22 protein-coding genes are annotated in these 24,786 nt (G+C 71.0%); 12 read left to right on the forward strand and 10 right to left on the reverse strand.

The window, feature by feature from the left end:
- Positions 1-117: 117 nt before the first annotated feature.
- Positions 118-600: a DUF456 domain-containing protein gene (locus IE212_RS10905; RefSeq protein ID WP_190197551.1), complete on the forward strand. Its 483-nt coding sequence runs from the start codon at positions 118-120 to the stop codon at positions 598-600.
- A 43-nt stretch (positions 601-643) separates the two neighbouring features.
- On the opposite strand, the gene IE212_RS10910 is transcribed toward IE212_RS10905, so the two are convergent.
- The 5 genes from IE212_RS10910 to IE212_RS10930 form a co-directional block, all read right to left on the reverse strand.
- Positions 644-1,129, reverse strand: a complete 486-nt coding sequence (locus IE212_RS10910) for a methylated-DNA--[protein]-cysteine S-methyltransferase (protein ID WP_190197552.1) — start codon at positions 1,127-1,129, stop codon at positions 644-646.
- A complete protein-coding gene (locus tag IE212_RS10915; protein WP_229864203.1) occupies positions 1,129-2,595 on the reverse strand; it encodes a DNA-3-methyladenine glycosylase 2 family protein in 1,467 nt (488 codons plus the stop codon). Before IE212_RS10915 ends, IE212_RS10910 begins: the two co-directional genes overlap by 1 nt.
- Positions 2,596-2,650: 55 nt before the next feature.
- The gene (gene rsgA, locus IE212_RS10920; RefSeq protein ID WP_190197554.1) at positions 2,651-3,757 is read right to left on the reverse strand and encodes a ribosome small subunit-dependent GTPase A; all 1,107 of its coding nucleotides are present in this window, start codon (positions 3,755-3,757) and stop codon (positions 2,651-2,653) included.
- 213 nt (positions 3,758-3,970) lie between these two features.
- The gene (locus IE212_RS10925) at positions 3,971-5,485 is read right to left on the reverse strand and encodes a cellulose-binding domain-containing protein (RefSeq protein ID WP_190197555.1); all 1,515 of its coding nucleotides are present in this window, start codon (positions 5,483-5,485) and stop codon (positions 3,971-3,973) included.
- A gap of 234 nt (positions 5,486-5,719) precedes the next feature.
- Complete coding sequence (locus IE212_RS10930; protein ID WP_190197556.1) at positions 5,720-7,045, reverse strand: radical SAM protein; 1,326 nt, start codon at positions 7,043-7,045, stop codon at positions 5,720-5,722.
- 179 nt (positions 7,046-7,224) lie between these two features.
- On the opposite strand from IE212_RS10930, the gene IE212_RS10935 reads away from it, so the two are divergent.
- Entirely contained in the window at positions 7,225-7,563 is a 339-nt protein-coding gene (locus IE212_RS10935; RefSeq protein ID WP_190197557.1) for an inner-membrane translocator, read from the forward strand.
- 12 nt (positions 7,564-7,575) lie between these two features.
- Here the strand turns inward: IE212_RS10935 and IE212_RS10940 are convergent, their stop codons facing one another.
- From IE212_RS10940 to IE212_RS10955, 4 genes are all read right to left on the reverse strand, one after another.
- Positions 7,576-8,022: a VOC family protein gene (locus tag IE212_RS10940; protein WP_229864204.1), complete on the reverse strand. Its 447-nt coding sequence runs from the start codon at positions 8,020-8,022 to the stop codon at positions 7,576-7,578.
- Positions 8,023-8,147: 125 nt separating this feature from the next.
- On the reverse strand, positions 8,148-8,483 hold the full coding sequence (locus IE212_RS10945) for a MazG-like family protein (protein WP_190197559.1): 336 nt from the start codon (positions 8,481-8,483) through the stop codon (positions 8,148-8,150).
- A gap of 45 nt (positions 8,484-8,528) precedes the next feature.
- Complete coding sequence (locus IE212_RS10950) at positions 8,529-10,412, reverse strand: ATP-binding cassette domain-containing protein (protein ID WP_190197700.1); 1,884 nt, start codon at positions 10,410-10,412, stop codon at positions 8,529-8,531.
- A 263-nt stretch (positions 10,413-10,675) separates the two neighbouring features.
- The gene (locus IE212_RS10955) at positions 10,676-11,683 is read right to left on the reverse strand and encodes a hydroxyacid dehydrogenase (protein ID WP_190197560.1); all 1,008 of its coding nucleotides are present in this window, start codon (positions 11,681-11,683) and stop codon (positions 10,676-10,678) included.
- Positions 11,684-11,895: 212 nt separating this feature from the next.
- On the opposite strand from IE212_RS10955, the gene IE212_RS10960 reads away from it, so the two are divergent.
- Positions 11,896-13,146 carry a D-arabinono-1,4-lactone oxidase gene (locus IE212_RS10960; protein WP_190197561.1) on the forward strand — a complete coding sequence of 417 codons (1,251 nt, stop codon included), beginning with the start codon at positions 11,896-11,898 and terminating at the stop codon, positions 13,144-13,146.
- Positions 13,147-13,183: 37 nt separating this feature from the next.
- Here the strand turns inward: IE212_RS10960 and IE212_RS10965 are convergent, their stop codons facing one another.
- Positions 13,184-13,525, reverse strand: a complete 342-nt coding sequence (locus IE212_RS10965) for a helix-turn-helix transcriptional regulator (protein ID WP_190197562.1) — start codon at positions 13,523-13,525, stop codon at positions 13,184-13,186.
- A gap of 134 nt (positions 13,526-13,659) precedes the next feature.
- Between IE212_RS10965 and IE212_RS10970 the strand changes: the two genes are divergently transcribed.
- The 9 genes from IE212_RS10970 to IE212_RS11010 all read left to right on the forward strand — a co-directional run bounded on the left by IE212_RS10970 (position 13,660) and on the right by IE212_RS11010 (position 24,762).
- Positions 13,660-14,370: an ANTAR domain-containing protein gene (locus tag IE212_RS10970; RefSeq protein WP_190197563.1), complete on the forward strand. Its 711-nt coding sequence runs from the start codon at positions 13,660-13,662 to the stop codon at positions 14,368-14,370.
- A 170-nt stretch (positions 14,371-14,540) separates the two neighbouring features.
- Positions 14,541-15,788, forward strand: a complete 1,248-nt coding sequence (locus IE212_RS10975) for an ROK family transcriptional regulator (RefSeq protein ID WP_190197564.1) — start codon at positions 14,541-14,543, stop codon at positions 15,786-15,788.
- A gap of 221 nt (positions 15,789-16,009) precedes the next feature.
- Complete coding sequence (locus IE212_RS10980; RefSeq protein WP_190197565.1) at positions 16,010-17,275, forward strand: ABC transporter substrate-binding protein; 1,266 nt, start codon at positions 16,010-16,012, stop codon at positions 17,273-17,275.
- A gap of 20 nt (positions 17,276-17,295) precedes the next feature.
- Complete coding sequence (locus IE212_RS10985) at positions 17,296-18,261, forward strand: carbohydrate ABC transporter permease (RefSeq protein ID WP_190197566.1); 966 nt, start codon at positions 17,296-17,298, stop codon at positions 18,259-18,261.
- The gene (locus tag IE212_RS10990) at positions 18,258-19,139 is read left to right on the forward strand and encodes a carbohydrate ABC transporter permease (RefSeq protein WP_190197567.1); all 882 of its coding nucleotides are present in this window, start codon (positions 18,258-18,260) and stop codon (positions 19,137-19,139) included. Before IE212_RS10985 ends, IE212_RS10990 begins: the two co-directional genes overlap by 4 nt.
- A gap of 12 nt (positions 19,140-19,151) precedes the next feature.
- On the forward strand, positions 19,152-22,016 hold the full coding sequence (locus IE212_RS10995; protein ID WP_190197568.1) for a glycoside hydrolase family 2 TIM barrel-domain containing protein: 2,865 nt from the start codon (positions 19,152-19,154) through the stop codon (positions 22,014-22,016).
- Between the two features lie 137 nt (positions 22,017-22,153).
- The gene (locus tag IE212_RS11000) at positions 22,154-23,149 is read left to right on the forward strand and encodes an ABC transporter ATP-binding protein (RefSeq protein WP_190197701.1); all 996 of its coding nucleotides are present in this window, start codon (positions 22,154-22,156) and stop codon (positions 23,147-23,149) included.
- Between the two features lies 1 nt (position 23,150).
- Positions 23,151-23,954 carry an ABC-2 family transporter protein gene (locus IE212_RS11005; protein WP_190197569.1) on the forward strand — a complete coding sequence of 268 codons (804 nt, stop codon included), beginning with the start codon at positions 23,151-23,153 and terminating at the stop codon, positions 23,952-23,954.
- A gap of 1 nt (position 23,955) precedes the next feature.
- Positions 23,956-24,762 carry an ABC transporter permease gene (locus tag IE212_RS11010; protein WP_190197570.1) on the forward strand — a complete coding sequence of 269 codons (807 nt, stop codon included), beginning with the start codon at positions 23,956-23,958 and terminating at the stop codon, positions 24,760-24,762.
- The last annotated feature ends 24 nt before the right edge of the window (positions 24,763-24,786 follow it).

Raw genomic sequence — 24,786 nt, forward strand, 5'->3', positions numbered from 1 at the left:
TAGCAGAACTCCCGTACGAGACCGGGCGTCGGCGGCCGCGACCGGCTGACCTGCGGATCCCGACTCCTGCCAAGCCCCTGACCTGCGCCTTCTCTCCGTTTCCGGCAGTCTGGTCAGATGGGAGTGTGGGACCTCCTGCTGGTCGGGCTGGTCATCCTGCTCGGGCTGTGCGGAGTGCTGCTGCCCGCGGTGCCCGGGTCGCTGCTGGTGTGGGCCGCGGTCATGTGGTGGGCGCTGAAGGATCCCCAGCCCGTCGCCTGGTGGGTCCTGGTGGGGGCCACCGCCCTGATGCTGGTCTCCCAGGGCGTCCGCTGGGCCCTGCCGCCGCGGCGGTTGCGGGCGAGCCGAGCCAACCGGCGGATGCTGGCCTACGCCGGAGCCGGATCCTCGCTCGGCTTCGTGCTGCTCCCCGTGCTCGGTGCGATCCCCGGCTTCCTGGCCGGCATCTACCTCTGCGAACGCCTCCGCCTCGGCGGCCACGCCGAGGCGGTCACCGCCCTGCGCACCGCGATGCGCTCAGGCGGCTCCAGCGTCCTGGCCGAACTGTTCACCTGCCAGCTGATCGCGGCCGCGTGGGTCGGCGCCGTGTTCTCGGGATGAATGACACGGGATGAATCACACCGGTGTGCATGACACACGGTGCCTACAGCACGCCCTCGTGCGTCAGCAGCAGCACCTTCCGCTCCAGGCCGCCCGCGTAGCCCGTCAGCGTGCCGTCCGCGCCGATCACCCGATGACACGGCCGGACGACCAGCAGCGGATTGGCGCCGATCGCCCCGCCGACGGCCCGAACCGCCGCCCTGGGCGCTCCGACGCGCGCCGCGATCTCCCCGTAGGTCACGGTGGAGCCGTACGGGATGTCGTCCAGCGCGGCCCAGACCTTCTCCCGGAAGGCGGTGCCCTCGGTGCGCCAGCCCAGCCGGAACTCCTTCAGTTCCCCGGCGAAGTAGGCGGTGAGCTGTTCCTCGGCCTCGCGGAAGGGCCCGCGGTCCCGCCGCCAGTCGTTCCCGGGCACCCGCCCGCCCTTCTGCCCGGGCACGGACAGCGAGGTCAGCTCGCCGTCCGGGGCGGCGGTGAGGAGGAGCGGCCCGAGCGGGGAGGCCACGCTCGTCCAGTACGTCGAGGTCATCACAACTCCCACTTCCCTGCGGCACGCAGGTGGTTCAGGGCGTACGAGCGCCAGGGGCGCCAGCTGTCGGGGGCGTCGGCTCCGGGGGGAGCCACGTCGGGGTCGCCGAGGGCGCGGGTGCGGATCTCGGCGATCGTGCGGGCGTCCAGGCCGGGCACGGCACGCAGGGCTTCCTGCGCGTCGTCCCGGTCGGCGCCCGGGTCCAGGCGTACGGCGTGGTCGGCCAGGGCGGTGGCGAGCGCGCCGAGGGTGCCGCCGGGCTGGCTCCCGGCGAGGGCGGCGGGCTCGGGGAAGAGGTGGGTGAGGCTGCCGCAGGGTGCGTCGAGGGCCTTGCCGTGGCGCCGCACCAGCCGTTCCGCCTCCGCCCGGCCGGTCAGCGCGCGGATCGCGAGTTCCTCCGGGTCGGCGGCGCCGGGCGAGCGCAGGCCCGGCCGGGCGGCGACCAGGGGGGCCAGTCCCGGGTCGGCGGCGAGGCGCTCGTCGACGGCGTAGGGGTCGGCGTCGAGGTCGAACAGCCGGCGCAGCCGTTGTACGGCGGTGGTGAGGTCGCGGGGGTCGGTGAGGTGCAGCCGGGCGTCGAGCCAGCCGCCCGGGCGGGCGCCGAGCCCGGTCCGCGCGGCGCCGGGCCGCTCGTCGACGGCGACGATGCCGGTGCCGTACGGGAGGCGGAGCGTGCGCCGGTAGGTGCGCGCGCCGGGCGGGCCGCTCATGTCCTCGATGCCGGGCACGGCCTCGTGTTCCAGCAGGTCGAAGACGGGGCCCGCCTGGTACGGGCCGCGGTGGGCGAGCCGTAGCGGGATGCCGGCGTCCGGGGTGGCGGTACGCCGGCCCCGGCCGCTGCCCCGCGCGGCGGCGGCGCGCAGCTCGCTCGGTGTCGACGCGTACACGGCGCGGATCGTGTCGTTGAACTGCCGCACGCTGGCGAAGCCGGACGCGAACGCGATCTCGGTGATCGGCAGCTCGGTCGTCTGCACCAGGACGCGCGCGGTGTGGGCCCGCTGGGCACGGGCGAGGGCGACCGGCCCGGCGCCGAGCTCGGCGGTGAGCTGCCGCTGCACCTGCCGTGCGCTGTAGCCGAGCCGTCCGGCGAGACCGGCGACGCCCTCCCGGTCCACCACGCCGTCGGCGATGAGCCGCATGGCCCGGCCCACCACGTCCGCGCGGACGTTCCACTCGGCGGAGCCGGGCACGGCGTCCGGGCGGCACCGCCGGCAGGCCCGGAATCCGGAGCCCTGCGCGGCGGCGGCCGTGGCGAAGAACCGTACGTTGGCCCGCTTCGGGGTGACCGCGGGGCAGCTGGGCCGGCAGTAGATGCCGGTCGTCTCGACGGCGAAGAAGAAGGCGCCGTCGAAACGCCCGTCCCGGCTGCGTACGGCTTCGTACCTGGGGTCTTCCGTGGTGGCTTCGTCCCTCACAGGGCCCAGTCTCCGCCGTCGGCCGGGATGCCGCTGGCGGAAATCGGACATGACGTCGACGGACTCGTCCCCGGTCTGCCCGGCCGGCCGCCGCGAGAGAGCCCGGCTACGAGCGCCGGCGCGGACCGCGCTTCGCCTCCATCGCGGCCCGTCCGATCGCCCCCTTCCTCTTCCAGTCCTTGCGGATCTCGGCCCGCAGCCGCGCGTCCGTCTTGGCGACGATGCGCTGGTTCTCCCGCAGGAGCTTGCGGTAGCTGGCCAGTCGTCGTTCAGGCAGCTCGCCGGAGTCGATGGCGGCCAGTACGGCACAGCCCGGTTCGGCCTCGTGGGCGCAGTCGTGGAAGCGGCACCGCTCGGCCAGTTCCTCGATCTCGGAGAACACCTGCCCGACGCCGGTCCCGGCGTCCCAGAGCCCGACCCCCCGCAGCCCAGGGGTGTCGATCAGGACGCCACCGCCGGGCAGGGCGAGCAGGTTGCGGGTGGTGGTGGTGTGGCGACCCTTGCCGTCGACGTCCCGGGTGGCCTGGACCGTCATGACGTCCTCGCCGAGCAGCGCGTTGGCGAGGGTCGACTTGCCCGCGCCGGACTGCCCCAGCAGCACGGACGTCCCGCCGGCGACGATCGCGGCGACCACGTCGAGCCCCTCTCCGCCGAGGGCGCTCACGGGCACCACCGGCACGCCGGGCGCGCTGGTCTCCACGTCCTGGACGAGGTGGGAGCGGGTCACGGCGTCGGGGACGAGGTCGGCCTTGCTGAGGACGACGACGGGCTGCGCTCCGGACTCCCAGGCGAGCGCGAGGAACCGCTCGATGCGGCCGAGGTCGAGCTCGACGGCGAGGGACACGGCGACGATGGCGTGGTCGACGTTGGCGGCGAGGATCTGCCCCTCGGACCGCTTGGAGGAGGTGGAGCGGACGAAGGCGGTGCGGCGCGGCAGGCAGGTGCGGACGTAGCGCGGGTTGCCGCCGGGTTCGACGGCGACCCAGTCACCGGTGCAGACGACCCGCAGGGGGTCGTGCGGGGTGACGAACGCGGTGTCGGCCCGCAGCACGCCGTCGGCGGTGACGACGTCGCACTGCCCGCGGTCGACCCGGATCACGCGTCCGGGCAGCAGTCCTTCGGATGAGTGGGGGGCGAACTCCTTCGCCCATGCGTCGTCCCAGCCGTAGGGGGCGAGCGCGGAGGAAACGGATGCGGCAGAGCTGGAAGTCAAGGGTGACCCTTCCCAAGGTCGGCCCCCGGCCCCGAGAAGTCGGTCGGATCAGCCGGCGGCCACGGAGGTGGACTTGATGAACTGGATGCGGGCAGCACTCGTCGCAATGACAGCCATCGGTCGACACCTCCTCGTTCCTCGACTCGTTGGAGAACTCTTCGCGGAAGGGTTCTCTGAACCGCCGTAACGCTATCCCGTCACGGCGGCGTCGCGTCAACTGCTTTTCGCGCAGGCGTGGCCGTTCAGCTCGAAGTCGTACGGCGGCGAGTTCTTGCCGCGCCAGGAGGCGATGAAGCCGAAGGTCAGGTCGGAGCCGGCGGAGACGGCCTTGTTGTAGTCGGCGGCGGTGGCGGTGACGCGGGAGCCGTCCTGGGAGACGGAGGCGTCCCACATCTGGCCGACCCGCTGGCCGTCCCGGAAGGACCAGGACACGCGCCAGGAGTCGAGGGCCTCGCCGCTGGTGACGGTGACGGTGGCCTGGAAACCGTCGGGCCACTGGTTGACCAGGTCGTACTCGACCCGGCAGGTGGGTTCCTCGCTCTCCTCCGGTTCGGCCCGGCCGGTGGGAGAGGAGGTGCCCTGGGGTTCGGTCCGGCGGTTGTCGTTGCCGCCCTGCGGCCTGTCCGACTTGCTCGGCTCGTCCGGCTTGCCGGTGTGCCCCTTGTCCCCGGTGGCGGTGGCGGCCGGCTTCGAGGTCGCGGGGGGCAGCGCGGGCGGGGACGGCAGGGAGGGGTTGGGATCGGCCACCGGCTCACGGCGGACATCGCCGCGCGCACCGATGTCGTTGCCGCCGCCGAAGGGCATCATCGAGACGCCCAGCGCGAGCGCGGAGACCAGGACGGCGGCGACGAGGAGTCCGTTCCGGGCGACGCGCGCCTTCTGCTCGCCCTCCTCCTGCTCGGCGGCAGCCTTGCCCTCCGGGCCGGGCCGGCCGGCGCCGAGCCGCACCTCGGCGGCGCGGCGGCGGCGCTCAAGGTAGGCGAGTCCGCCCCAGCCGATCACTCCGCCGGCCAGTGCCCCGGGGAGTCCGCCGCCGTGCAGGCGCAGGCAGGCCGCGGCCTCGGCGCACTGCACGCAGGTGGCGAGGTGCCGGGAGAGGTCGCCCGGGGCGTCGGCGGCGGAGGAGCGGGTGACGGCGTCCAGCAGCCGGGCGTAGCTGCGGCACCGGGCATCCATCGGGGTGTCGAGGTGGTTGCGGTGGCAGCGGTCCCGGAACAGGGTGCGCACCTGCTGGAGTTCCTCGGCGACGGTGGCGGGGTCGAGGCCCAGGCGGCGGGCGACCACGGGCAGCGGCAGCGCCTCCACCTCGGCCAGCCACAGCAGTTCCGCGTCCGCCTGCTGGAGGTCGCGCAGGCCACGCAGCGCGAGTGGGCGCTGCAGGGGCGGTCCGCTGTAGCGGGCGGCGTTGTCCGAGTTGAGCCACAGACGCAGGTCGGGGTCGAGCTTGTGGCCCTGTCCCTCCTCCTCCCAGGCCGCGGCCGTGGTGCGGACGGCGGTCAGCAGCAGGGGTATGCGGGGCAGCCGGGCGGGACGGCGGCCGCTGCCCCGGGCTGAGCCGGTTTCGGCCGCGCGGGCCTCCCGCGTGCCGTACGCGAACGCCTCGCGGCCGAGCTGCGCGGCGGCCGCGGAGCCGGACGTGCACAGATCGGCGTACGCGAGAACCGCGTCCCAGCACTCGGAGAACAACGCGGCCTCGGCGGCGTCCTGAGGGGTCGGCAGGTCGGGCATGAGTCTCCTGCATCCACAAGCGAGGTCAACTCACCACATAGGTAATGGAGTTGCGGGGACCCTCGCGGCAGGGCAAGAGCTTTTCACGTCACTCACACAACTGACAAGCGCCCTGATCAGATGTCAGCACAGGACGGACGTGCCCCTCGGCTCCACTCTCGGATGGCATACGGGCCCGGTCCGCCCCGCGCTCAACGCCGCACGCCGAATATCGACGACGTCATCGAAGCGTTATCAAACGGGCGTGTCCGCGTCCGCCGGCAGGCTGTCCATGAAGGAGCTGACCGAGAAGACCGCGTTGCCGGCGCCGGGCGGGCCGTAGCCGGGGGGCGAGGAGAGACCGAAGTCCTCCATGGTCTGCCGGTAGGCCTGGAGCAGCCGGATGTGGTACTCGAGCGGCGCGCCCTGCGGGTTGGCCTTGCCGAGCGGGGTCGTGGGCTCCGGGCACCAGGTGGTGAAGCGCGGCGTGATGCCGTGCGACATGAAGAAGCGCAGGCCCTCGGTGGTCGATTCGATGGCCTCGTCGACCGAGGTGAAGCCGAACGGCTCGGCCATCTCCACGCCCGCCACGAAGTTGGGGATGACGTTGCGCGCGCCGAAGACCTCGGCCGAGTCGAGGATCCGCCTGTGCCACTCGTCGCGGCCGACGTACCGCTCCTTGCCGGGGCAGTACATCTTGAACAGGTACTCGTCCCACACCTCGTAGTTGGGGTGGTAGATCTGCACGCCGTAGTCCTTGAAGCGCTGGACGTCGTCGCGGGGCAGCGCCTGGGCCACCACCTTGCCGATCCAGCGGCCGGGGAAGCGCTCCTCGATGGCCTTGGCGTAGTGGCCGTAGAAGTCGGCCTCGTCGCGGCCCGCGACCGTCTTGGTGATGGCGCCGCCGGTGAGGGTGTAGGCGGTGGACGCCTTCGCCGTGTCGTAGCGGTCGATGATCTCCAGGGCCTCCAGGACCTCCTCGACGTCCTTGACCCCGGTGTAGGGCCGCCCGGCGGCCTTGTGCTGGCGCCAGTTGTGGTTGATGTCGCAGTACTGGCACTCCTCCTTGGCGCCGAAGTACTGGCAGACCCGGAAGACGGTCAGGTAGATCAGGTAGCCCCACTGGATGGTCGGGGCGACCTCCATGACCGACTTCCCGCTCGCGAGGGTGTGCCGGTAGTACTCGGGCATCGGCGGTACGCCGACGTCGGAGATCCGCTTGCCGTCGAGGTAGAGGCCGAGCACGCCGTCCTCGTTCGCGGCGACGCGGTACGGCGAGGAGGGGTTCACCCGCACCGAGACGACGGTCCGGCGCAGGTCGTACGGGCCGCCGGTGAGGATGATCTCCTCCGGCGGGCGGCGCAGCGCGGCCTCGCCGAGCTCGGGCAGGGTGCCGTGGTCGAAGGAGAAGATGAAGTACGACTTCGGCTTGACCTCACCGCCCTCATTGTCGCTGAGCGCGGAGGCGTCGAAGGCCACGCCGCCGCGGAGCAGGTCCTCCTTGAAGACGGCCTCCCGCGGGACGTGCGGGAATCGCTCCATCAGATCCTCGACCAGCGCGGTACGGCTGCCGCTGCCCATCCCGTCTCTCCTCCCGGTTCGGACGTACGAGTCCTCACGGTATGCCCATGCGTGTGCGGGGCGGGTACCGGGTCCCCTTGACCCGGGCGTATGCGCGGCTCGTGGAGAATGGAGTACGCCTGGGTTGCAAGTCTGCGACGGACCGGATGGAAGGGTGAGTTCCGCACGACGCTGCGGACATGACCGAACGCGCTGACGAACAGCCCTCCCCCGGTACGGACCCGCTCACCGCGGGATGTCTGCTGCTACTCGTGCTGCTGGCGGACGTGGTGGCCGGATTACTGGTCCTCATCCTGCTCTCGGTACGGGCGCTGGGCCGGATGGAGCCCCCGTCCGGGCAGACCGCGGCCGGCCCCCCACCCACGGACTGGGTACCGCCGGTGTCCTTCGGCGCGCTGGCCCTGGCCGTGGGAGTGACGGGCGTCCTGCTGCTGCGGTCGGGGCACCTGTACACGGGGGCGGTCCAGCTGACACTCTGCGCCGTCGTCGCGGGCCACGCGCTGGGGGCGTGGTCCTGACCCGATCGGCCGTCAGTGCTTCTTCAGCTCCTCGGCGAGCATCACGAGGATGCCGCTGGGACCACGGACGTACGTGAGCTTGTAGAGATCCTCATAGGTCGCCACCCCGCGGAGCGGAAGGCATCCGTGCCGTGCGGCTGTCTCGAGGGCCTGGTCGATGTCGTCGACCGAGAAGGCGACGCGATGCATGCCGATCTCGTTGGGACGAGTGGGCTCCGACTCGATCGCTTCTGGGTGGATGTACTCGAAGAGCTCAAGGCGACCCTGACCGTCCGGCGTCTGGAGCATCGCGATGTCGGCGTGATTGCCGTCGAGGCCGACGGCGGTGTCGGCCCACTCACCACTGACCGTGTCACGGCCGACGACCGTGAGGCCGAGGTCGGTGAAGAAGGAAACCGCCGCTTCGAGGTCTCGAACGGCGATGGCGACGTTCTCCAGCTTGATGGCCACGCTTCGCATGCTACCGAGCCGGGCCGATCGGGTGCTTCCGGCGCGGCCGCGCCCGCCATGCCTCCCGAGGTCGGCCAGGCGGTGGTCCTGGCCGACACGAGTTCGAAAGCCTCTGACGGGCGCCCCGTCCTCGACTACTGGGACGCGATGGGGGCGGCCTCGCCCAGGTCTCGCCGACGGATGCGTTCCAGGTGCCGGGCGAACACCCCGGGGGCATCCGCGTTCATGCGCGCCAAGGCCACCATGCCGGTCACGATGACGTCGCAGACCTCCGCCTCGACCTCGTCCCACGTGTGGGAGTAGCCCTTGCGAGGGTTCTGTCCCATCGCTCCGATCACGGCTTCGGCGACCTCACCGGCCTCCTCCTGGATCTTGAGCAACTGCAGGAGGATCCTCTGTTCGCGGGGAAGCGTGGAATGCTCCTCCAAGCGGCTGACGAGACGGGCGATGGTCGTCCAGGTGTTTTCCACGTGCGGCTCGATTCTGTGAGGGCACCGGTGCGGGGAAGGCACCGGTCAGCGGTCCTGGGCGAGAGCCACGAGCTCGGCGAAGAGACCCCCGGCGTTGACGAGGTCTACGTACCGGCCCTGCTCGATGATCCGGCCGTGCCGCATGACCACGATCCGGTCCGCGAGACGGGTGTTCTCCAGCTGATGGGTGACCACGATGGTCATCCGCTCGGCCGCGATCCGCTTGATCTCCAGGAAGATCTGGTGCTCGCCCCGGGGGTCCATCTGAGAGGTCGGCTCGTCCAGGATGAGCAGCGGCGTACGCCGGTACAGCGCGCGTGCGCAGGCCAGGCGCTGCCACTGACCGCCGGACAGCTCCGCGCCACCGAAGAGTTCGCGTGCCAGAAGTGTGTCGAGCCGGTGGGGCAGTTCCTCGATGGCCTCCCGCATGCCGACGGCGTCCACGGCGTCCCACACGGGTCCGTCGTCGAAGGTCCTGGGCTGGCCGAGGGTGATGTTCTCCCGGGTGCGCAGGGGCCAGCAGGCGAAGTTCTGCGGGACCAGCGCGGTGCGCTTCCACACCGACTCGGGGTCGGCCTCGGCGAGGTCGGTGCCGTCCCACAGGACGTGGCCCTTGTCGGCGAGCAGGATGCCGGTGAGGAGCTTGGTGAGTGTGGACTTGCCGGAGCCGTTCTCGCCGACGATGGCCAGGATTTCGCCGCGGCGCAGGGTGAGGGAGACGCCGCCCACGGCGGGTTGGTCCTTGCCGGGGTACTGGTAGACGACCTCGTCGAGACGGATTTCGTCCACCTGTTCAGGGATGGTCAGACCTCCGCGTTTGGGGGCTTGCTCGGTGGCGGTGTCGAGGAAGGACCGCATGTCGGCGAGGTAGAGGGAGGTGTGGAACAGGGCGGCCCCGTGGATGACGACCTGGGAGAGTGCGGCGAGTGCGGTCTGGACGCCGACCACGGCGGTGGCGGCGACCGGCAGGCCGACTCGGCCGGTGGCAGCGAGCCAGGCGAGCGCCGTCCAGGTGAGCAGGAGGAACAGGCCACTGAAGGCGGAGGCCCACAGGGCGATGCGGAGCATGCGCGGCGCCGCGGTCAGGGTGCGCTGGTCGATGCGTTCGGACAGGGCGCGGTACCAGTAGGCGAGGTAGCCGGTCATGCCGTTGGCGCGGACCTCGTCACCGTAGCGGGGGTAGGTGGCCCACCAGCGCATCATGCCGCGGACGTTGCGGTCGCCGACGTTGGCGTAATGCGTCTCGTAGTCGACGCGGGCGGACAGCACGGCCCCGGCGCCGGCCGGGAGCACGGCGAGGAGCAGCAGCGGGAGCATCAGCCAGTGCAGCGCTGTGATCACGCCGGCCGCGGCGATCATGCGGATGAGCGCGGACATGAACCGCTGCGCGTCCTCGACCATCATGGTGGTGCGGGTGACACCGACCTCGGCGGCTTCCTGCCGGTCGGCGAAGCCGTCCTTCCCGTAGGCGGCCGCTTCCACCCGGCAGACCGCGGAGACGAGGGCGACATCGGCCTCGGTGACCAGGCGTGGGGTGATCCTGCCGTCGGCGTACGAGGCGAGAGCGCTGCTGATCCGGCCGATCGCCGCGGCGGCCGTGACGACGACGAGGGCGGGGAGGGCGGCGTGCAGGCGTTCGGTCACGGTGCCGGCGCCGAGGAGGTGGGTCATGGCCTTCGCGGTGAATCCGAGGACGACGGCGGCCGCGGTTCCGGTGAGGAGCTGGCACGCGAGGAGCAGGACGACTCCGCGTCGGTCGACGGCCCACGCCATACGTGCTGTGTCGCCCAGGACGGACGGCAGACGGGCGCACATGGTGCGGAAGTCGGCTTCCTCCAGCGGGTTCTTCCCGAACTTGCCCTCGTAGACGATGGTGGCCGGAGGTGGGGGAGGAGGTGTTTCGGAGCTGTCGGCAGAGGTGGCGGTCAGGGGCACCTGCGTCCCTCCTTGAGGTCGGCGCCAGGCCTGGACGGTCCGGCAGTGCCCGGCTCAACGAGAGGGGATCGAATCGAACACGCTCGATTCCGGTCGCCGGTGGGGCCCGGAAATCGGGGCCGTCGAACGCACGGTGGCCGTGCCGCAGGGCTTCCGGCGTGGCCGAGGTTGGCCGAAACGCCGGCGCTTGGGGCGGCTGTTGCCAGTGGGTTCATCAGGGCTTGATCCCGCCTGTCGACGGCTGCCCCGCACGTCTCTCAGGCCGTGCGCCCCAGTACCGCCAGTTCGACCGCGTACGCCAGTTCCCCTCCGGTCAGCAGCCGTTCCGCCTCCTCGGCGACCGTCAGGCCGAGCCGGGCCAGCTCGTTGCCCTGGGAGCCGGCGAGGTGCGGGGTGACGAAGGCCCCCGGCAGGTCGTAGAGGGGCGAGTCGGCGGGGAGCGGTTCGGGGTCGGTGACGTCGAGGATGGCGGTCAGGCGCCCGGTGCGCAGTTCCGCCACGAGGGCGTCGTGGTCGACCAGGGCGCCACGGGCGGTGTTGACGAGCACCGCCCCGTCGGGCATCAGGGCCAGCTCACGGCGGCCGATCAGGTGGTGGGTCTCGGGCGTCTCGGGGGCGTGCACGGTGACGATGTCGCTGGTGCGCAGCAGGTCGTCCAGCGGCAGCAGGGGGACGCCGAGCGCGGCGGCCTCCTCCGCGCCGACGTACGGGTCGGTGAGGGCGGGGCGCAGATCGAAGGGGCGCAGCAGTTCCAGGACGCGGCGGCCGATGCGGGAGGCGCCGACGACCCCGACGCGGCGGCCGTAGTTGCCGATGCCGGGGACGACGCCCCAGCCGGAGGAGGTGCGGGTGGCGCGCAACCGGTCGCGGGCGGCGAGGACGTCCTTCCCGGCGAGCAGGATCATGGCCAGGGTGTACTCGGCGACCGGCAGCGCGTTGGCCGCGGCGGCCGTGGAGACGGCGATGCCGCGCTGCCAGATCGCGTGGGTGGCGAAGGACTTCACCGACCCGGCCGAGTGCAGGACGGCGCGCAGCCGGGGGGCCGCGTCGAGGACCGCCTCGTCGATCCGGGGGCAGCCCCACCCGGTGATCAGGAACTCGGCCCGGGCCAGGGCGTCGCGCACGCCCGGGTCGGTGAAGTCCCATGCGACGAGGGCCGGATCGATGTCCACGGACCCGCGCAGTCGTGCCAGCACCTCGGGCGGGAAGACCTGCGGCACGTTCTCGGGGGCCATGGCGAACAGTGCCTGGGGGCGCTGGCTCAAGGGGAGTGACCTTCCGGCTCGACGGCGGACGGGAGAACAGAGGGGCGGGCAGACGGGCAAGCAGACGGACGAAAGACTGGCGACAGACGGGATAGAAAACGCTCTCTACGGTGCCCCAACGGTAGGCCGAGGCGGGCGGTGTGAGCAACGGACGCCGGGTAGGTTCGCGGCGGGGGTCCGCCGGCCCCGCTGCCTAGGGGAAGGACGACGTGATGCGCGGGACCGTGACCAACTGGGCGGGGAACATCACCTACGCGGCCGGGGAAGTGCACCGTCCGGGTTCGCTCACCGCCCTGCACGCGCTCGTCAGGGACAGCGACCGGGTGCGGGTGCTGGGCAGCGGGCACTCGTTCAACGAGATCGCCGAGCCGGGTGCCGGGGGCGTGCTGCTGTCACTGGCCGGCCTGCCGCCGGAGGTGGATGTCGACACGGCGGCCCGTACGGTCCGGGTCGGCGGCGGCGTACGGTACGCGGAGCTGGCCCGGCGGGTGCACGGGCAGGGTCTGGCGCTGCACAACATGGCCTCCCTGCCGCACATCTCGGTGGCCGGGTCGGTCGCGACCGGCACCCACGGCTCGGGAGTGCTCAACGGCCCGCTCTCGACGGTCGTGCGCGAGGTGGAGCTGGTCACGGCGGACGGCTCGACGGTGAGCATAGGGCGGGACGAGGAGCGGTTCGGCGGGGCCGTCACCGCGCTCGGCGCGCTCGGCGTCGTCACCGCGCTCACCCTCGACCTGGAGCCGGCCTTCGAGGCCGAGCAGCACGTGTTCACCGAGATGCCTCTGGAAGGGCTGGACTCGGGGACGTTCGAGACGGTCATGGCGACGGCGTACAGCGTGAGTCTGTTCACCGACTGGCGGGAGCCGGGCTTTCGTCAGGTGTGGCTCAAGCGGCGCACCGACCAACCGCTGCCCGCCTTCCCCTGGGCCGCTCCCGCCACCGAGAAGATGCACCCCGTGCCGGGCATGCCGGCGGTCAACTGCACCGAGCAGTTCGGTGTGCCGGGGCCCTGGCACGAGCGGTTGCCGCACTTCCGGGCCGAATTCGTCCCGAGCAGCGGGGCGGAGCTGCAGTCGGAGTACCTGCTGCCGCGCGGGCACGCCGTCGAGATGCTGCACGCGCTGGACGCGATCCGGGAGACGATCGCCCCCGTCCTGCGGATCTGCGAGGTGCGCACGGTCGCCGGTGACGACCAGTGGCTGAGCCCGTCCTACGGCCGGGACACCGTGGCGGCCCACTTCACCTGGGTCGAGGACACGGAGGCGGTGCTGCCGGTGGTGCGGCGGGTCGAGGAGGCGCTGGCGCCGTTCGGGGCGCGGCCGCACTGGGGGAAGGTGTTCACCGTGCCCGCCTCCGCTCTGCGCGGTCTGTACCCGCGACTGGGTGACTTCCGGGAGCTGGCGCGGGAGCTGGACCCCGTCGGTAAGTTCGCCAACGCCTTTGTGCGGGACGTGCTGGCATAGGAGCGGCGGAGGCCGTCCTGTGCGGAGCGCGGCACGGTCAGGCCGTGGCGTGCGGCCGGCCGGGGGTGGTCGCGCGGCCGGCCTCGTCCTCGACGAGGAGGGAGAGCAGCGACGCGACGGTCAGACCGGCCTCGGCCGGATGACGCAGCACCTTGCCGGGGTCGATCTCGTATGTGTTGCCGCGACCCTCCCTGGTGTGGGAGAGGTAACCGTCCTGCTCCAGGTCGGCGATGATCTTCTGGACCGCGCGTTCGGTGAGCCGGCAGTGGGCCGCTATGTCCCGGATACGGGCAGTGTGGTTGTCGGCGATGGCTGCCAGCACCCGGGCGTGGTTGGTGAGGAACGTCCATCCGGTGTGTGGCTCAGGCACTCCATCCATGCTCCAACAATAGCGACCTGGCGTTCACGCACCCAAAAACACGTACTGCATTTCATGTATCGGTTGACGTATATGGGGTACAGAGGCAACGCTGGAAAGCGGTGGCAGGGCGACAGACAAGGGAGAACAGGGCCATGCCGGAGCCTGCGTACACCGCGCGGTCTCATACCCGGGAGAGCGCCGCACCCGCGGTGAGCGCCAATGCGCCGGCGGCGATCCCGCCCTGCACGGCGACCATGGACGTCACCCCGGACCAGGACCGGATGACCGTGACCCTGTGGGGTGAACTCGACCTGGGGAGCCGCAGGCTCCTGCCGGACCTGCACGACATCCTCACGCTGTCGGACAGCGGCATCGACCTGCGTCTCGACACGGTCGGGTTCTGCGACTGCTCGGGCGTCAACGTGCTGCTCGACCTGCGCTCGCACGCCCTCGGCCAGGGCAAGACGGTCACCGTCCGCTCCAGCGGCCGCGCGGTCGGCCGGCTCCTCGACCTGACCGGCACGCGCGAGCTGTTCACGGAGGGCGTCGCCCCGGAGAGCGTACGCACGGAGGGCCGGGACACGGAGGGCGCAGGCGACGGCCTCCACGCCGAGGTCGGCCGGCTGCGCCGGACCCTGCAGACCCGGCCGACCATCGATCTGGCCCGCGGCATCCTGATGGCCTCCTTCGGGCTGACCCCCGAGGCGGCCTGGAGCGTCCTGGTCAGGACCTCCCAGAACACCGACACCAAGCTGCACGACCTGGCCGGCGACCTGGTGGGCACCGCGCAGGGCGGCACGCTGCCCGAACAGGTGCGGCGGCAACTGACGGCGGCGGCCGCGAGCCTGGACTGCCCACCCTGAGGCATCATGGTCAGGCCACGGCGGGCCGCACCCGGCCGTGGCTGCGGCACACTTTATAAAGCCCCTTTCCGAACCCCTTGTCGAAAGTCCCGGCAGCCCATAGCCTTGCGCCGCGCCGGTGCCGACGTCGACCCGGCCAGGGCCGGTCTGGGAAGGAATGGGGCACCCCGGTGAAGCGCACATCACGTGACATCCGCACCGCCAACCGCTACGAGGTGCTGCGCCAGATCATCGCCGAGTCGCCCACCTCCCGGCAGGAACTGGCGGCCGCCACCGGGCTCAGCCTCGCCACGGTGGCCACGCTCGTCGGTGAGCTGCTCGAACTCCGCATGATCACGGAGGTCGGCTTCGAGGACTCGGCCGGCGGCCGCCCCCGGGGCCTGGTCGCGGTCAACAGCTCGGGGGGCGCGCTCATCGGCGTCGACATCGCCGAGACGTACGTCCATGTCGAGCTGTTCGACCTGGGGCTGAACGTCCTGGCCCGGGCCGAGGAGGACGTCCGCGCGAGCGAGAGCCTGCCCGAGCAGGTCGTCGGCCACGTGGCCACCGCCGTCGGGTCGGTGGTCACCCAGGCGGGCATCGAGGGCGCCCGGGTGCTCGGCGTCGGCGTGAGCGTGCCGGGGCAGGTCGACCGCGCCACCGGCACCTCGGAGTACGCGCCCAACTGGGACTGGCACGACGTCCCCCTGCTCGACCTGCTCACCGAGCACATCGCCTACCCGCTGCACCTGGACAACCCGCTGCGCGCCAGCGCGGTCGCCGAGCTGTGGTTCGGGGCGGCGCGGGGGCGGGGGAACGCCGTGGTCGTCAACCTCGGGACCGGCGTGGGCGCCGGACTCGTGCTGGGCGGCGCGCTGCACCGCGGCGTGAGCAACAGCGCCGGCGAGTGGGGCCACACCACGATGGTGCTGGACGGGCGGCTGTGCCGCTGCGGCAACCACGGCTGCGTGGAGACGTACGTCGGAGCGCGCGGCATCATGCTGAACCTGCGCGAGGTCGGACCCGACAGCCCCCTGCTGCACCCCGACGACCAGACGGCGACCATCGACGCGCTGGCCCGCGGGCTCGCCACGGGTGACCCGGTGGCACGCCGGGCCGTGCATGAGACCGCCCGCTATCTGGGCGCGGGCGTCGCGGACCTGGTGAACCTGTTCAACCCCGAGATCGTCGTGCTGAGCAGCTGGGTCGCCCGCACCCTGGGCGAACCGCTGCTGCACGAGGTGCGCGAGGCCGTGAACCGGCACGCGCTGCCACGGCCGCTGGCCGCGACGGAGATCGTCCTCTCCCCGATCCCCACCGACCCCGTGTGCCTGGGCGCGGCGACGTTCGCCCTCGAAGGCGCACTCCAGGTCGTCGGGCAGAAGAACGGCAAACGCACCGCGCCACCGAGGAGCCGCGCCGCCGCGCCACCCTCGTAGGAGCGGAACCAACTCCTCCTCCACGCCCCCGCGTTCGAAATCGCGAACCGAACGCAACGCTTCGAACAGACTTCGTCCAACCCCTTGCCGAAGCCTTAGTCGAAGCTCTAGCGTCCCGCACCGCACCTCTTCTTTGAGCCATCCGGCGCAAGCCACCGGGCCGAGCGCCATCCGGCAGTGAGCCGAAGAGCCGCAGCCGCACTCGAGACAAGGACGTCAGCATGTCGGCATCGAGCAACATGAACTGGGACCGCCGTAACGTACTGCGGGCCGCGATGGGCCTGGCCGCCGCCGGCGGACTGGCAGCGTGCGGCAGCAACACCGGCCGGGGCGGCGGGGCCGGGTCGGGCGAGGGCCTGGTTCAGTACTTCCACGCGTACGGCGAACCCGGCGTGGAGCAGGCCGTGAAGCGCTACGCGAAGGCCTACAAGGGCGCCAACGTGACCACGCAGTGGATCACCGGCAACAACTTCGAGCAGAAGCTGTTCGCCGCGCTGCTCACCAAGAACGCGCCGGACGTCTTCGAGTTCCACCCGCAGATCCAGATGGTCAAGAGCGGTCAGGTGGCGGATCTGACCGACATCATCGAGCCGGTCAAGGACGACTTCAACCCGGCCGACATCAAGTCGCACACGGTCGACGGCAAGATATACGGCGTCCGGATGATCGACGACCCGCAGTTCCTCTTCTACCGGCCCTCGCTGTTCGAGAAGGCGAAGATCGAGGTTCCGACCACGCTGGAGGAGCTGATCGAGGCCGCCGACAAGCTGACCACCAGCAAGGTCAAGGGCATCTTCCTCGGCAACGACCTGACCTCGATCGACCGCCCGCTGATCTGGTCGGCCGGCGCCGACACGCTCACCGCGGACAACAAGCCCGCCTTCAACACCGACGCCGTCGCCGACGGCCTCAAGCAGCTGCGCGGCCTCTTCACCAGCGGCAATCTGCTCCTCGACGCCCCCGCCGACTCCTGGGACCCGTCGGCCTTCATCCAGGGCCTCACCGCGATCCAGTGGTGCGGCATGTGGGCCATGCCGGCCATGCAGAAGGCGCTCGGCGACGACATCGGCATCTTCCCGTTCCCGAAGGTCGGCTCGGCCGGCAAGCAGTCGGTCTACAACGGCGGTTGGTCGATGTTCGTCAACGCCAAGGGCAAGAACGTCGACGCGGCCAAGGAATACGTCAAGTGGCTGTGGATCGACCAGAAGCAGTACCAGGAGGACTTCGCCACCTCCTACGGCTTCCACATCCCGCCGCGCACCTCGCTCGCCCAGTCCGCGGACAAGCTGAAGTCCGGTCTGCCGGCCGAGGGAGTCAAGCTCTTCAACGAGTTCGGCCACTTCGACAACATCGGCTGGACGCAGTCCATGATCGCCGCGTTCTGGGACGTGATCGCCAACACCATCCGCAAGAACGGCGACCCCAAGGCCCAGCTGGCCGCCGCCGAGAAGAAGGTCGACGCCGAGCTCAAGAAGCTCTTCGGATAGGCCACCGGACGGATCTCGACATGTCGACCACCACCACACGCCAGGTCGCCTCCCCCGCCCCGGCCGAGGTCTCCGGGGACCGGCCGCGGCGGGGCCTCAGGGCGAGCAGCACCTTCAACTTCTGGCTCTTCACCGGGCCCTTCCTCATCGGCCTGGTGATCTTCGTCTTCGTACCCATCGGCTGGAGCGTCTGGCTCAGCTTCTTCGAGGCCCGCTTCACGGTCACGCCGAGCGAGTTCGTGGGCTTCGAGAACTACGTGTCGATCCTGACGAACGACGACTTCCTGAGCTCGCTCGTCACGTTCACCGTGTTCGCCGCGTTCATCGTGCCCGCCACCTGGGCGATGTCGCTGGGGCTCGCCCTGCTGGTGAACCGGCTGACCTTCATGCGGGCGTTCTTCCGGTCGGTGTTCTTCCTGCCCACCGCGGTCAGCTATGTCGCCGCCGCGCTGATCTGGAAGATGTCCATCTTCAACGGCGTCCGCTTCGGCCTGGCCAACACCGTGCTCGGCTGGGTCGGCATCGACAACGTGGCCTGGCTGGCCAATCCCGATCCGCCCTGGTACTGGCTGGTCATCGTGACCGTCCGCCTCTGGCTCCAGTCGGGCTTCTACATGATCCTCTTCATCGCGGCGCTGCAGAACATCCCGCGGGAGCTGTACGAGGCCGCGGCGATCGACGGCGCCAAGCCGGGCTGGCAGACCTTCCGGTACATCACGCTGCCCCAGCTGCGGGCGACCTCGACCGCGGTGATCCTGCTCCTGCTCGTCGCCGCCTACCAGGCGTTCGACGAGTTCTGGAACCTGCTGCCCAAGGCCACCTGGGGCCAGCCGCCGCTGGTCGAGCTGTACAAGATGGCGCTGGGCGAGAACCAGAACTACGGCGTGGGCAGCGCGGGCGCGGTCGTCCTCACCCTGCTCATCTGTGTCGTCACGTTGTTCCAGGGCAAGCTCATGGGCTTCGGAAGGGGTGAGGAGTCCAAGTGACCATCACAGCACCCGACCTCGACAAGGTCACGGAGCCGGTCACGGGCAAGCGGGGCGGCGTCATCGGCAACACCGGCCTCTACCTCGCGACCGGTATCGCCGCAGTCCTCTTCCTGGTGCCCTTCTACCTGATCGTCCGCAACGCGCTGATGACGGACCCGGAGATCACGGGCGAGGAATGGAAGTGGTTCCCCACCTCCATCCAGTGGAGCAACTTCACCGAGCCCTTCGACGACGTCACCGTCGACTTCGCCCGGTCCCTGTGGAACTCCGTCGTCGTCGCCGTCCTGCACACCGCGGGCATCCTGCTGATCTGCTCGCTCGCCGGATACGGCCTCGCCCGCATCCCGTACAAGCACGCCAACAAGGTCTTCTACGCCGTCCTGGCGACCCTGATGGTCCCGACCGCCGTCACCTTCGTGCCGAGCTTCGTGCTCGTGTCGTCCCTCGGCTGGGTGGACAGCTACCGGGGTCTCATCATCCCGGGCCTGTTCAGTGGTTTCACCTGCTTCCTCTTCCGGCAGTACTTCCTGGGCTTCCCCAAGGAGCTGGAGGAGGCGGCGCGCGTGGACGGGCTCGGCTACTGGGGCGCGTACTGGCGCATCGTCGTACCCAACTCGCTGAACTTCTTCGCCGCGATGGCCACCATCACGTTCATCGCCGGCTGGAACTCCTTCCTGTGGCCCCTGGTCATCGGGCAGGATCCGAGTGCCTGGACCGTCCAGGTGGCGCTGTCGTCGTACATGACGAACCAGACCGTCAACTACCACCTGATCTTCATGGCCACGGCCATTTCCATCCTCCCCCTGGTGTTCGTCTTCCTCTTCCTCCAGCGCTGGCTGGTGCAGGGGATCGCCCAGACCGGTATCAAGGGCTGAGCTAGGAGTCCGATGTCTGACCGCACTACCGTCGACTACGTCGAGGACGTCTCCCCGGGCAGCGGGGCCCTGCCGCCCCGCGCCTGGTACGCGGCCTCGGACGCGCGGTCGATGTCGCTGAACGGCAGCTGGCGCTTCCGGCTGTCGGCGACGATCGACGCCGAGGACGACTCGTTCGCCGAGGAGGGCTACGACGCCGGGAACTGGGCCGAGGTCACGGTCCCCGGGCACTGGGTCCTCCAGGGCGACGGGGCGTTCGGGTCCCCGATCTACACCAACCACCTCTACCCCTTCCCGGTGGACCCGCCGCACGTTCCGACCGAGAACCCGACCGGTGACCACCTGCGCGTCTTCGACCTGCCGGACGACTGGCCGGCGGACGGCTCGGCGGTGCTGCGGTTCGACGGGGTGGAGTCCTGCGCCCGGGTCTGGCTGAACGGCACGGAGCTCGGCGAGTTCAAGGGCTCCCGGCTGCCGCACGAGTTCGCGGTCGGGCACCTGCTGAAGCCGGGCGGCAACGTGCTGGCCGTGCGCGTGCACCAGTGGTCGGCGGGCTCGTACCTGGAGGACCAGGACCAGTGGTGGCTGCCGGGCATCTTCCGTGACGTCACCCTGCTGCACCGCCCGGCGGGCAGCGTGGGCGACTTCTTCGTGCACGCCTCCTACGACCACACCACCGGCGAGGGCACCCTGCGCGTGGACTCCGACGTCGACGGGCGGGTGACCGTCCCGGCCCTGGGCATCGACGTCGCCACCGGTGAGCCGGTGACGGTCGCCGTCGAGCCGTGGACCGCCGAGACGCCGAAGCTGTACGACGGTGTGCTGGCCACCGCGGGCGAGCGGGTGCCGCTGCGGATCGGTTTCCGGACCGTCGTCCTCGAGGACGGGCTCATCAAGGTCAACGGCAGGGCCGTCCTCTTCAGGGGCGTCAACCGGCACGAGTGGCACCCGGAGAAGGGCCGCGCCCTCGACCTGGAGACCATGCGTGAGGACGTGCTGCTGATGAAGCGGCACAACCTCAACGCCGTGCGCACCTCCCACTACCCGCCGCACCCGGCCTTCCTCGACCTGTGCGACGAGTACGGCCTGTGGGTCATCGACGAGTGCGACCTGGAGACCCACGGCTTCGTCGAGCAGGACTGGCGGGACAATCCGGTCGACGACGACCGCTGGACCCCGGCCCTGCTGGACCGGGCGGCGCGGATGGTCGAGCGGGACAAGAACCACCCGTCGGTCGTGTTCTGGTCGCTGGGCAACGAGGCCGGTACCGGGCGCGGGCTCACCGCCATGGCCGAGTGGATCCACGAGCGGGACCCCGAGCGGCTGGTGCACTACGAGGGCGACTGGAACTGCCGCGACACCGACGTGTACTCGCGGATGTACGCCTTCCACGACGAGGTCGACAAGATCGGGCAGCGGCTCGACGGCGGCACGCACAAGCGCCGGGAACTGCCGTTCATCCAGTGCGAGTACGGGCACGCGATGGGCAACGGCCCGGGCGGTCTCGCCGACTACCAGGAACTGTTCGAGAAGTACGAGCGGCTCCAGGGCGGCTTCATCTGGGAGTGGATCGACCACGGCGTCGAGCACGCCGAGCTGGGCTACGCCTACGGCGGTGACTTCGGCGAGGAGCTGCACGACGGCAACTTCGTCTGCGACGGGCTGGTCTTCCCGGACCGGACGCCGTCGCCGGGCCTGATCGAGTACAAGAAGGTCATCGAGCCGGTCCGGATCGAGGGCGACGCCGCCGGCGGCACGGTGCGGATCACCAACAAGCACGACTTCGCCGACCTGTCCGCCCTGGCCTTCGAGTGGTCCTGCCAGGTGGACGGCGAGACCGTCGAGTCGGGTGCGCTCGCGGTGCCGGCGCTGGCGCCGGGCGAGAGCGCCGAGGTGAAGCTGCCGGAGCCGCCCGCGGACGGCCGGGGCGGCGAGCGGCAGTGGACGGTGCGGGCGCTGCTCGCGGACGACACGGCCTGGGCCGCGAAGGACCACGTCGTGGCGTGGGGCCAGTTCGCCGTGGCGGCCCGGCCGCTGCCGGTGGTCCCGGCGACCGACCGGCCGGTGCGCGGCGAGGACCGGATCACGCTCGGCCCGGCCGAGTTCGACGCGCGCACCGGTGCGCTGCGCTCGATCGGCGGGATCGAGGTGGGTTCGCCGCGGCTGGACGTGTGGCGGGCGCCGACCGACAACGACGACGGCGCGGAGTGGCAGACCGACACCCGCTACGGGTTGCTGTGGCGCACCCTCGGCCTGCACCGGATGCGGCACCGGCTGGCCTCCGTGGAGGCCGGTGAGGACGCGCTGACGGTCCGCACCCGGGTGGCGCCCGCCGCCCGCGAGGTGGGCCTGGACACGGTGTACCGCTGGACGTCCGACGGCGAGCGGCTGCGGCTGACCGTGTCCGTGACGCCCGAGGGCGACTGGTCGGTGCCGCTGCCCCGGCTCGGTGTCCGGCTGGGGCTGTCGCGCGCCGACCGGGTGGAGTGGTTCGGCGGCGGTCCCGGTGAGGCGTACCCGGACACCCGGACGGCTTCCATGGTGGGCCGCTGGCAGTCCACGGTCGACGGGCTGCAGACGCCGTACCTGCGTCCGCAGGAGAACGGCGCCCGTGCCGACGTCCGCTGGGTGGAGCTCGGCGGGCTGCGGATCGAGGGCGACCCGGAGTTCTGGTTCACCGCGCGGCGCTGGACCACCGAGCAGCTGGACGCCGCGAGGCACCGCACCGACCTGACGCCCGGCGACACGGTGTGGGTCAACCTCGACCACGGACAGCACGGCATCGGCTCGCAGTCCTGCGGCCCGGGCCCGCTGCCGCGGTACTTCCTGAAGGCGGAGCCGGCGGAGTTCTCGTTCGTGTTCTCGGCCGTGAAGTGATCCGCACAGTAAAAGCTCGATTAATCGATTGACCTATTGATCGACATTTTGACAGTGTCGGGACACCGTCCGCGGCCGGTCGGCCCTCCAGCCGACCGGCCGCGTCCGCGTTCACCGCAAGGGAGTTGGTGAGTCGATTGGATGTCGCCATCGAAGTCCGCGGACTGTCCCGGACCTTCCACACCACCGTCCGCCGCCCCGGCTTCCTGGGCGCCGTCAGATCACTGGTGAACCCCGAGCGGGTGGCCAAGCACGCCGTCGCCGGCATCTCCTTCGACGTGGCCCAGGGCGAGCTGCTCGCCCTGCTCGGCCCGAACGGCGCCGGCAAGTCCACCACCATCAAGATGCTGACCGGCATCCTCACCCCCACCTCCGGCGAGGCCCGGGTCGCGGGCGTGGTGCCGTACCGGGAGCGGGAGCGCAACGCCCGGAACGTCGGGGCGGTGTTCGGGCAGCGTACCCAGCTGTGGTGGGACCTGCCGGTGCGCGAGTCGTTCGCGATCCTGCGGGACATCTACGAGGTGCCGAAGGCCGAACACGCCGCCCGCCTGGAGGAGTTCGACGACATCCTGGACCTGTCGTCCTTCTGGGACACCCGGGTCCGCCATCTCTCCCTCGGCCAGCGGGTGCGCAGCGACCTGGCCGCCGCGCTGCTGCACGACCCGCCGGTGGTGTTCCTCGACGAGCCGACCATCGGCATGGACGTGGTGGTCAAGGAGCAGGTGCGGGAGTTCCTGCGCCACCAGGTGGAGCGGCGCGGCCGCACGGTGCTGCTGACCACCCACGACATGACGGAGGTCGAGCGGCTCGCCGAGCGGGTGGTGCTGGTCAACCACGGCCGGCTGGTGCTGGACGGGACCCTGGACGAGATCCGCCGGAAGTTCGGCTCGACCTGGCAGGTGCGGGCCACGCTCGCCGACGCGCACGCCGAGGTCGTGCCGCCGCCGGGGACGACGCTGCTGCGGCACGAGGGCGCACAGGTCGTCTTCGGCCCCGACGGGCCCGGGGCACCCACCGTCCACCAGGCGCTGAAGGCCGTGATCGAGCGGTACGAGGTGACGGACATCGCCCTCGACGAGGCCGACCTGGAAGACGTGATGCGGGCCGCGTACGTGCACGTCGAGGAGGTCTGAGGTGACCGCGCCGTACGCCTGGCGCGCCGCCCGCGTCACCCCGCTCGGCGAGCTCAACGCCCCGCCCCGGATGACCGCCGTCGCCCTCCGGCTGGCCGTGCAGGTGGTGCTGGTCTGGTCGCTGTGGCGCGGCCTGTACGCGCACACCGGCACCACCGCGGGGCTGAGCCGGGACCAGGCCGTCACGTACGCCGTGCTGGCCGTGCTGGCCTCCCGCCTGAGGGAACTGGACCAGTACGCGGGCCGGGACACGGTGCTCCAGCACATGCACTTCGGCACGATCGTCTACTGGTACCTGCGTCCGCTGCCCCCGCAGCGCTACTACGCCCTGCGGGCCGCCGGCGAGCAGCTGTACGGGCTGGCGTGGGCGCTGACCGGGTACGTGATCTGCCTGACCGCTGGGGTCGTCGGACCGCCCCGCTCGGCGTCGGTGGCCGGTGTCTTCCTGCTGAGCATGCTGCTGGGCCAGTGGGTCCTGTACTACGTCATGCTCGTGCTGGACCAGTTGTGCTTCTGGACGATCCGCAACACCGCGGCGATGCTCATCCTGCTGTTCGCGCAGAACCTGCTGTCCGGGGTGTACGCGCCGTTGTGGTTCTTCCCGGACTGGTTCGTGACGATGAGCGCCTTCCTGCCCTTCCAGGCCACGCTGAGCGTGCCGCTGTCGCTGTACGTGGGGCGCATCCCGCTGTCCGACGCGGCGTTCCAGCTCTCCGTGCAGGCCGTCTGGGTCGTGGTGCTGGCGCTGTTCACCCGGTTGCTGTGGCGGCGGGCCGCCCGGCGCGTGATCTCGCAGGGAGGCTGAGATGTCGCTGAGGGCTCTGCGGATCGTGTGGCGCGTCACCGCGCTCAACTTCCGCGCGCAGATGGAGTACCGCACCGAGTTCCTGCTGATGATCGCGATCGGGGCGATCTGGCAGGTGTCGGTGATCGTGTTCGCCACGGTGCTGCTGACCCGGTTCACGGGGATGGGCGGCTGGGACAGCTCCGACGTGCTGCTGATCCCGGCGACCCGGATGCTCGCGCACGGGCTGTTCGTGCTGTTCCTCGGCCGGATGCACTGGGCCGGCAGGCAGATCCAGGAGGGCCGGGTCGACATCTACCTGATGCGGCCCATGCCGGTCCACCGCCAGATCCAGCTGGCGTTCTTCCCCACCAACGCCATCGGGGACCTGACGGTCGCGGTGGGCCTGATGGCGGGCGCGTTGTCCCGCAGCGACCTGGACTGGACCGCCGGCCGCGTCACCTACCTGATCGCGGCCGTGCTCGGCGGCATGCTGCTGGAGGCCGCCCTGTTCACCCTCGTGGCCAGCGCGGCACTGCGCTTCCCGGCCGCCGACTACTGGGGCCGCTGGCTGGAGGAACTGCTGGGCACGTTCGGCAGCTATCCGCTGAACGTGCTTCCCAAGGCGGTGGGCGGCTTCCTCACCTTCGGGCTTCCCCTCGCGTTCGTCGCGTACTTCCCGGCGGCGGTCCTGACCGGCCACGGCCACACCACCGGCGTGCCCTACTGGCTGGCGGCCGCCTCGCCCCTGCTCGGGCTGCTCGCGTATCTGGGCGCGCGACTGGTGTGGCGGTGGGGGCTGCGGCACTACAGCGGGATCAACGGGTGACGGCCGCCCCGGCCGGTCCCGGCC

Origin of the sequence: Streptomyces djakartensis (assembly GCF_014651075.1) — a bacterium.
Classification (GTDB): domain Bacteria; phylum Actinomycetota; class Actinomycetes; order Streptomycetales; family Streptomycetaceae; genus Streptomyces; species Streptomyces djakartensis.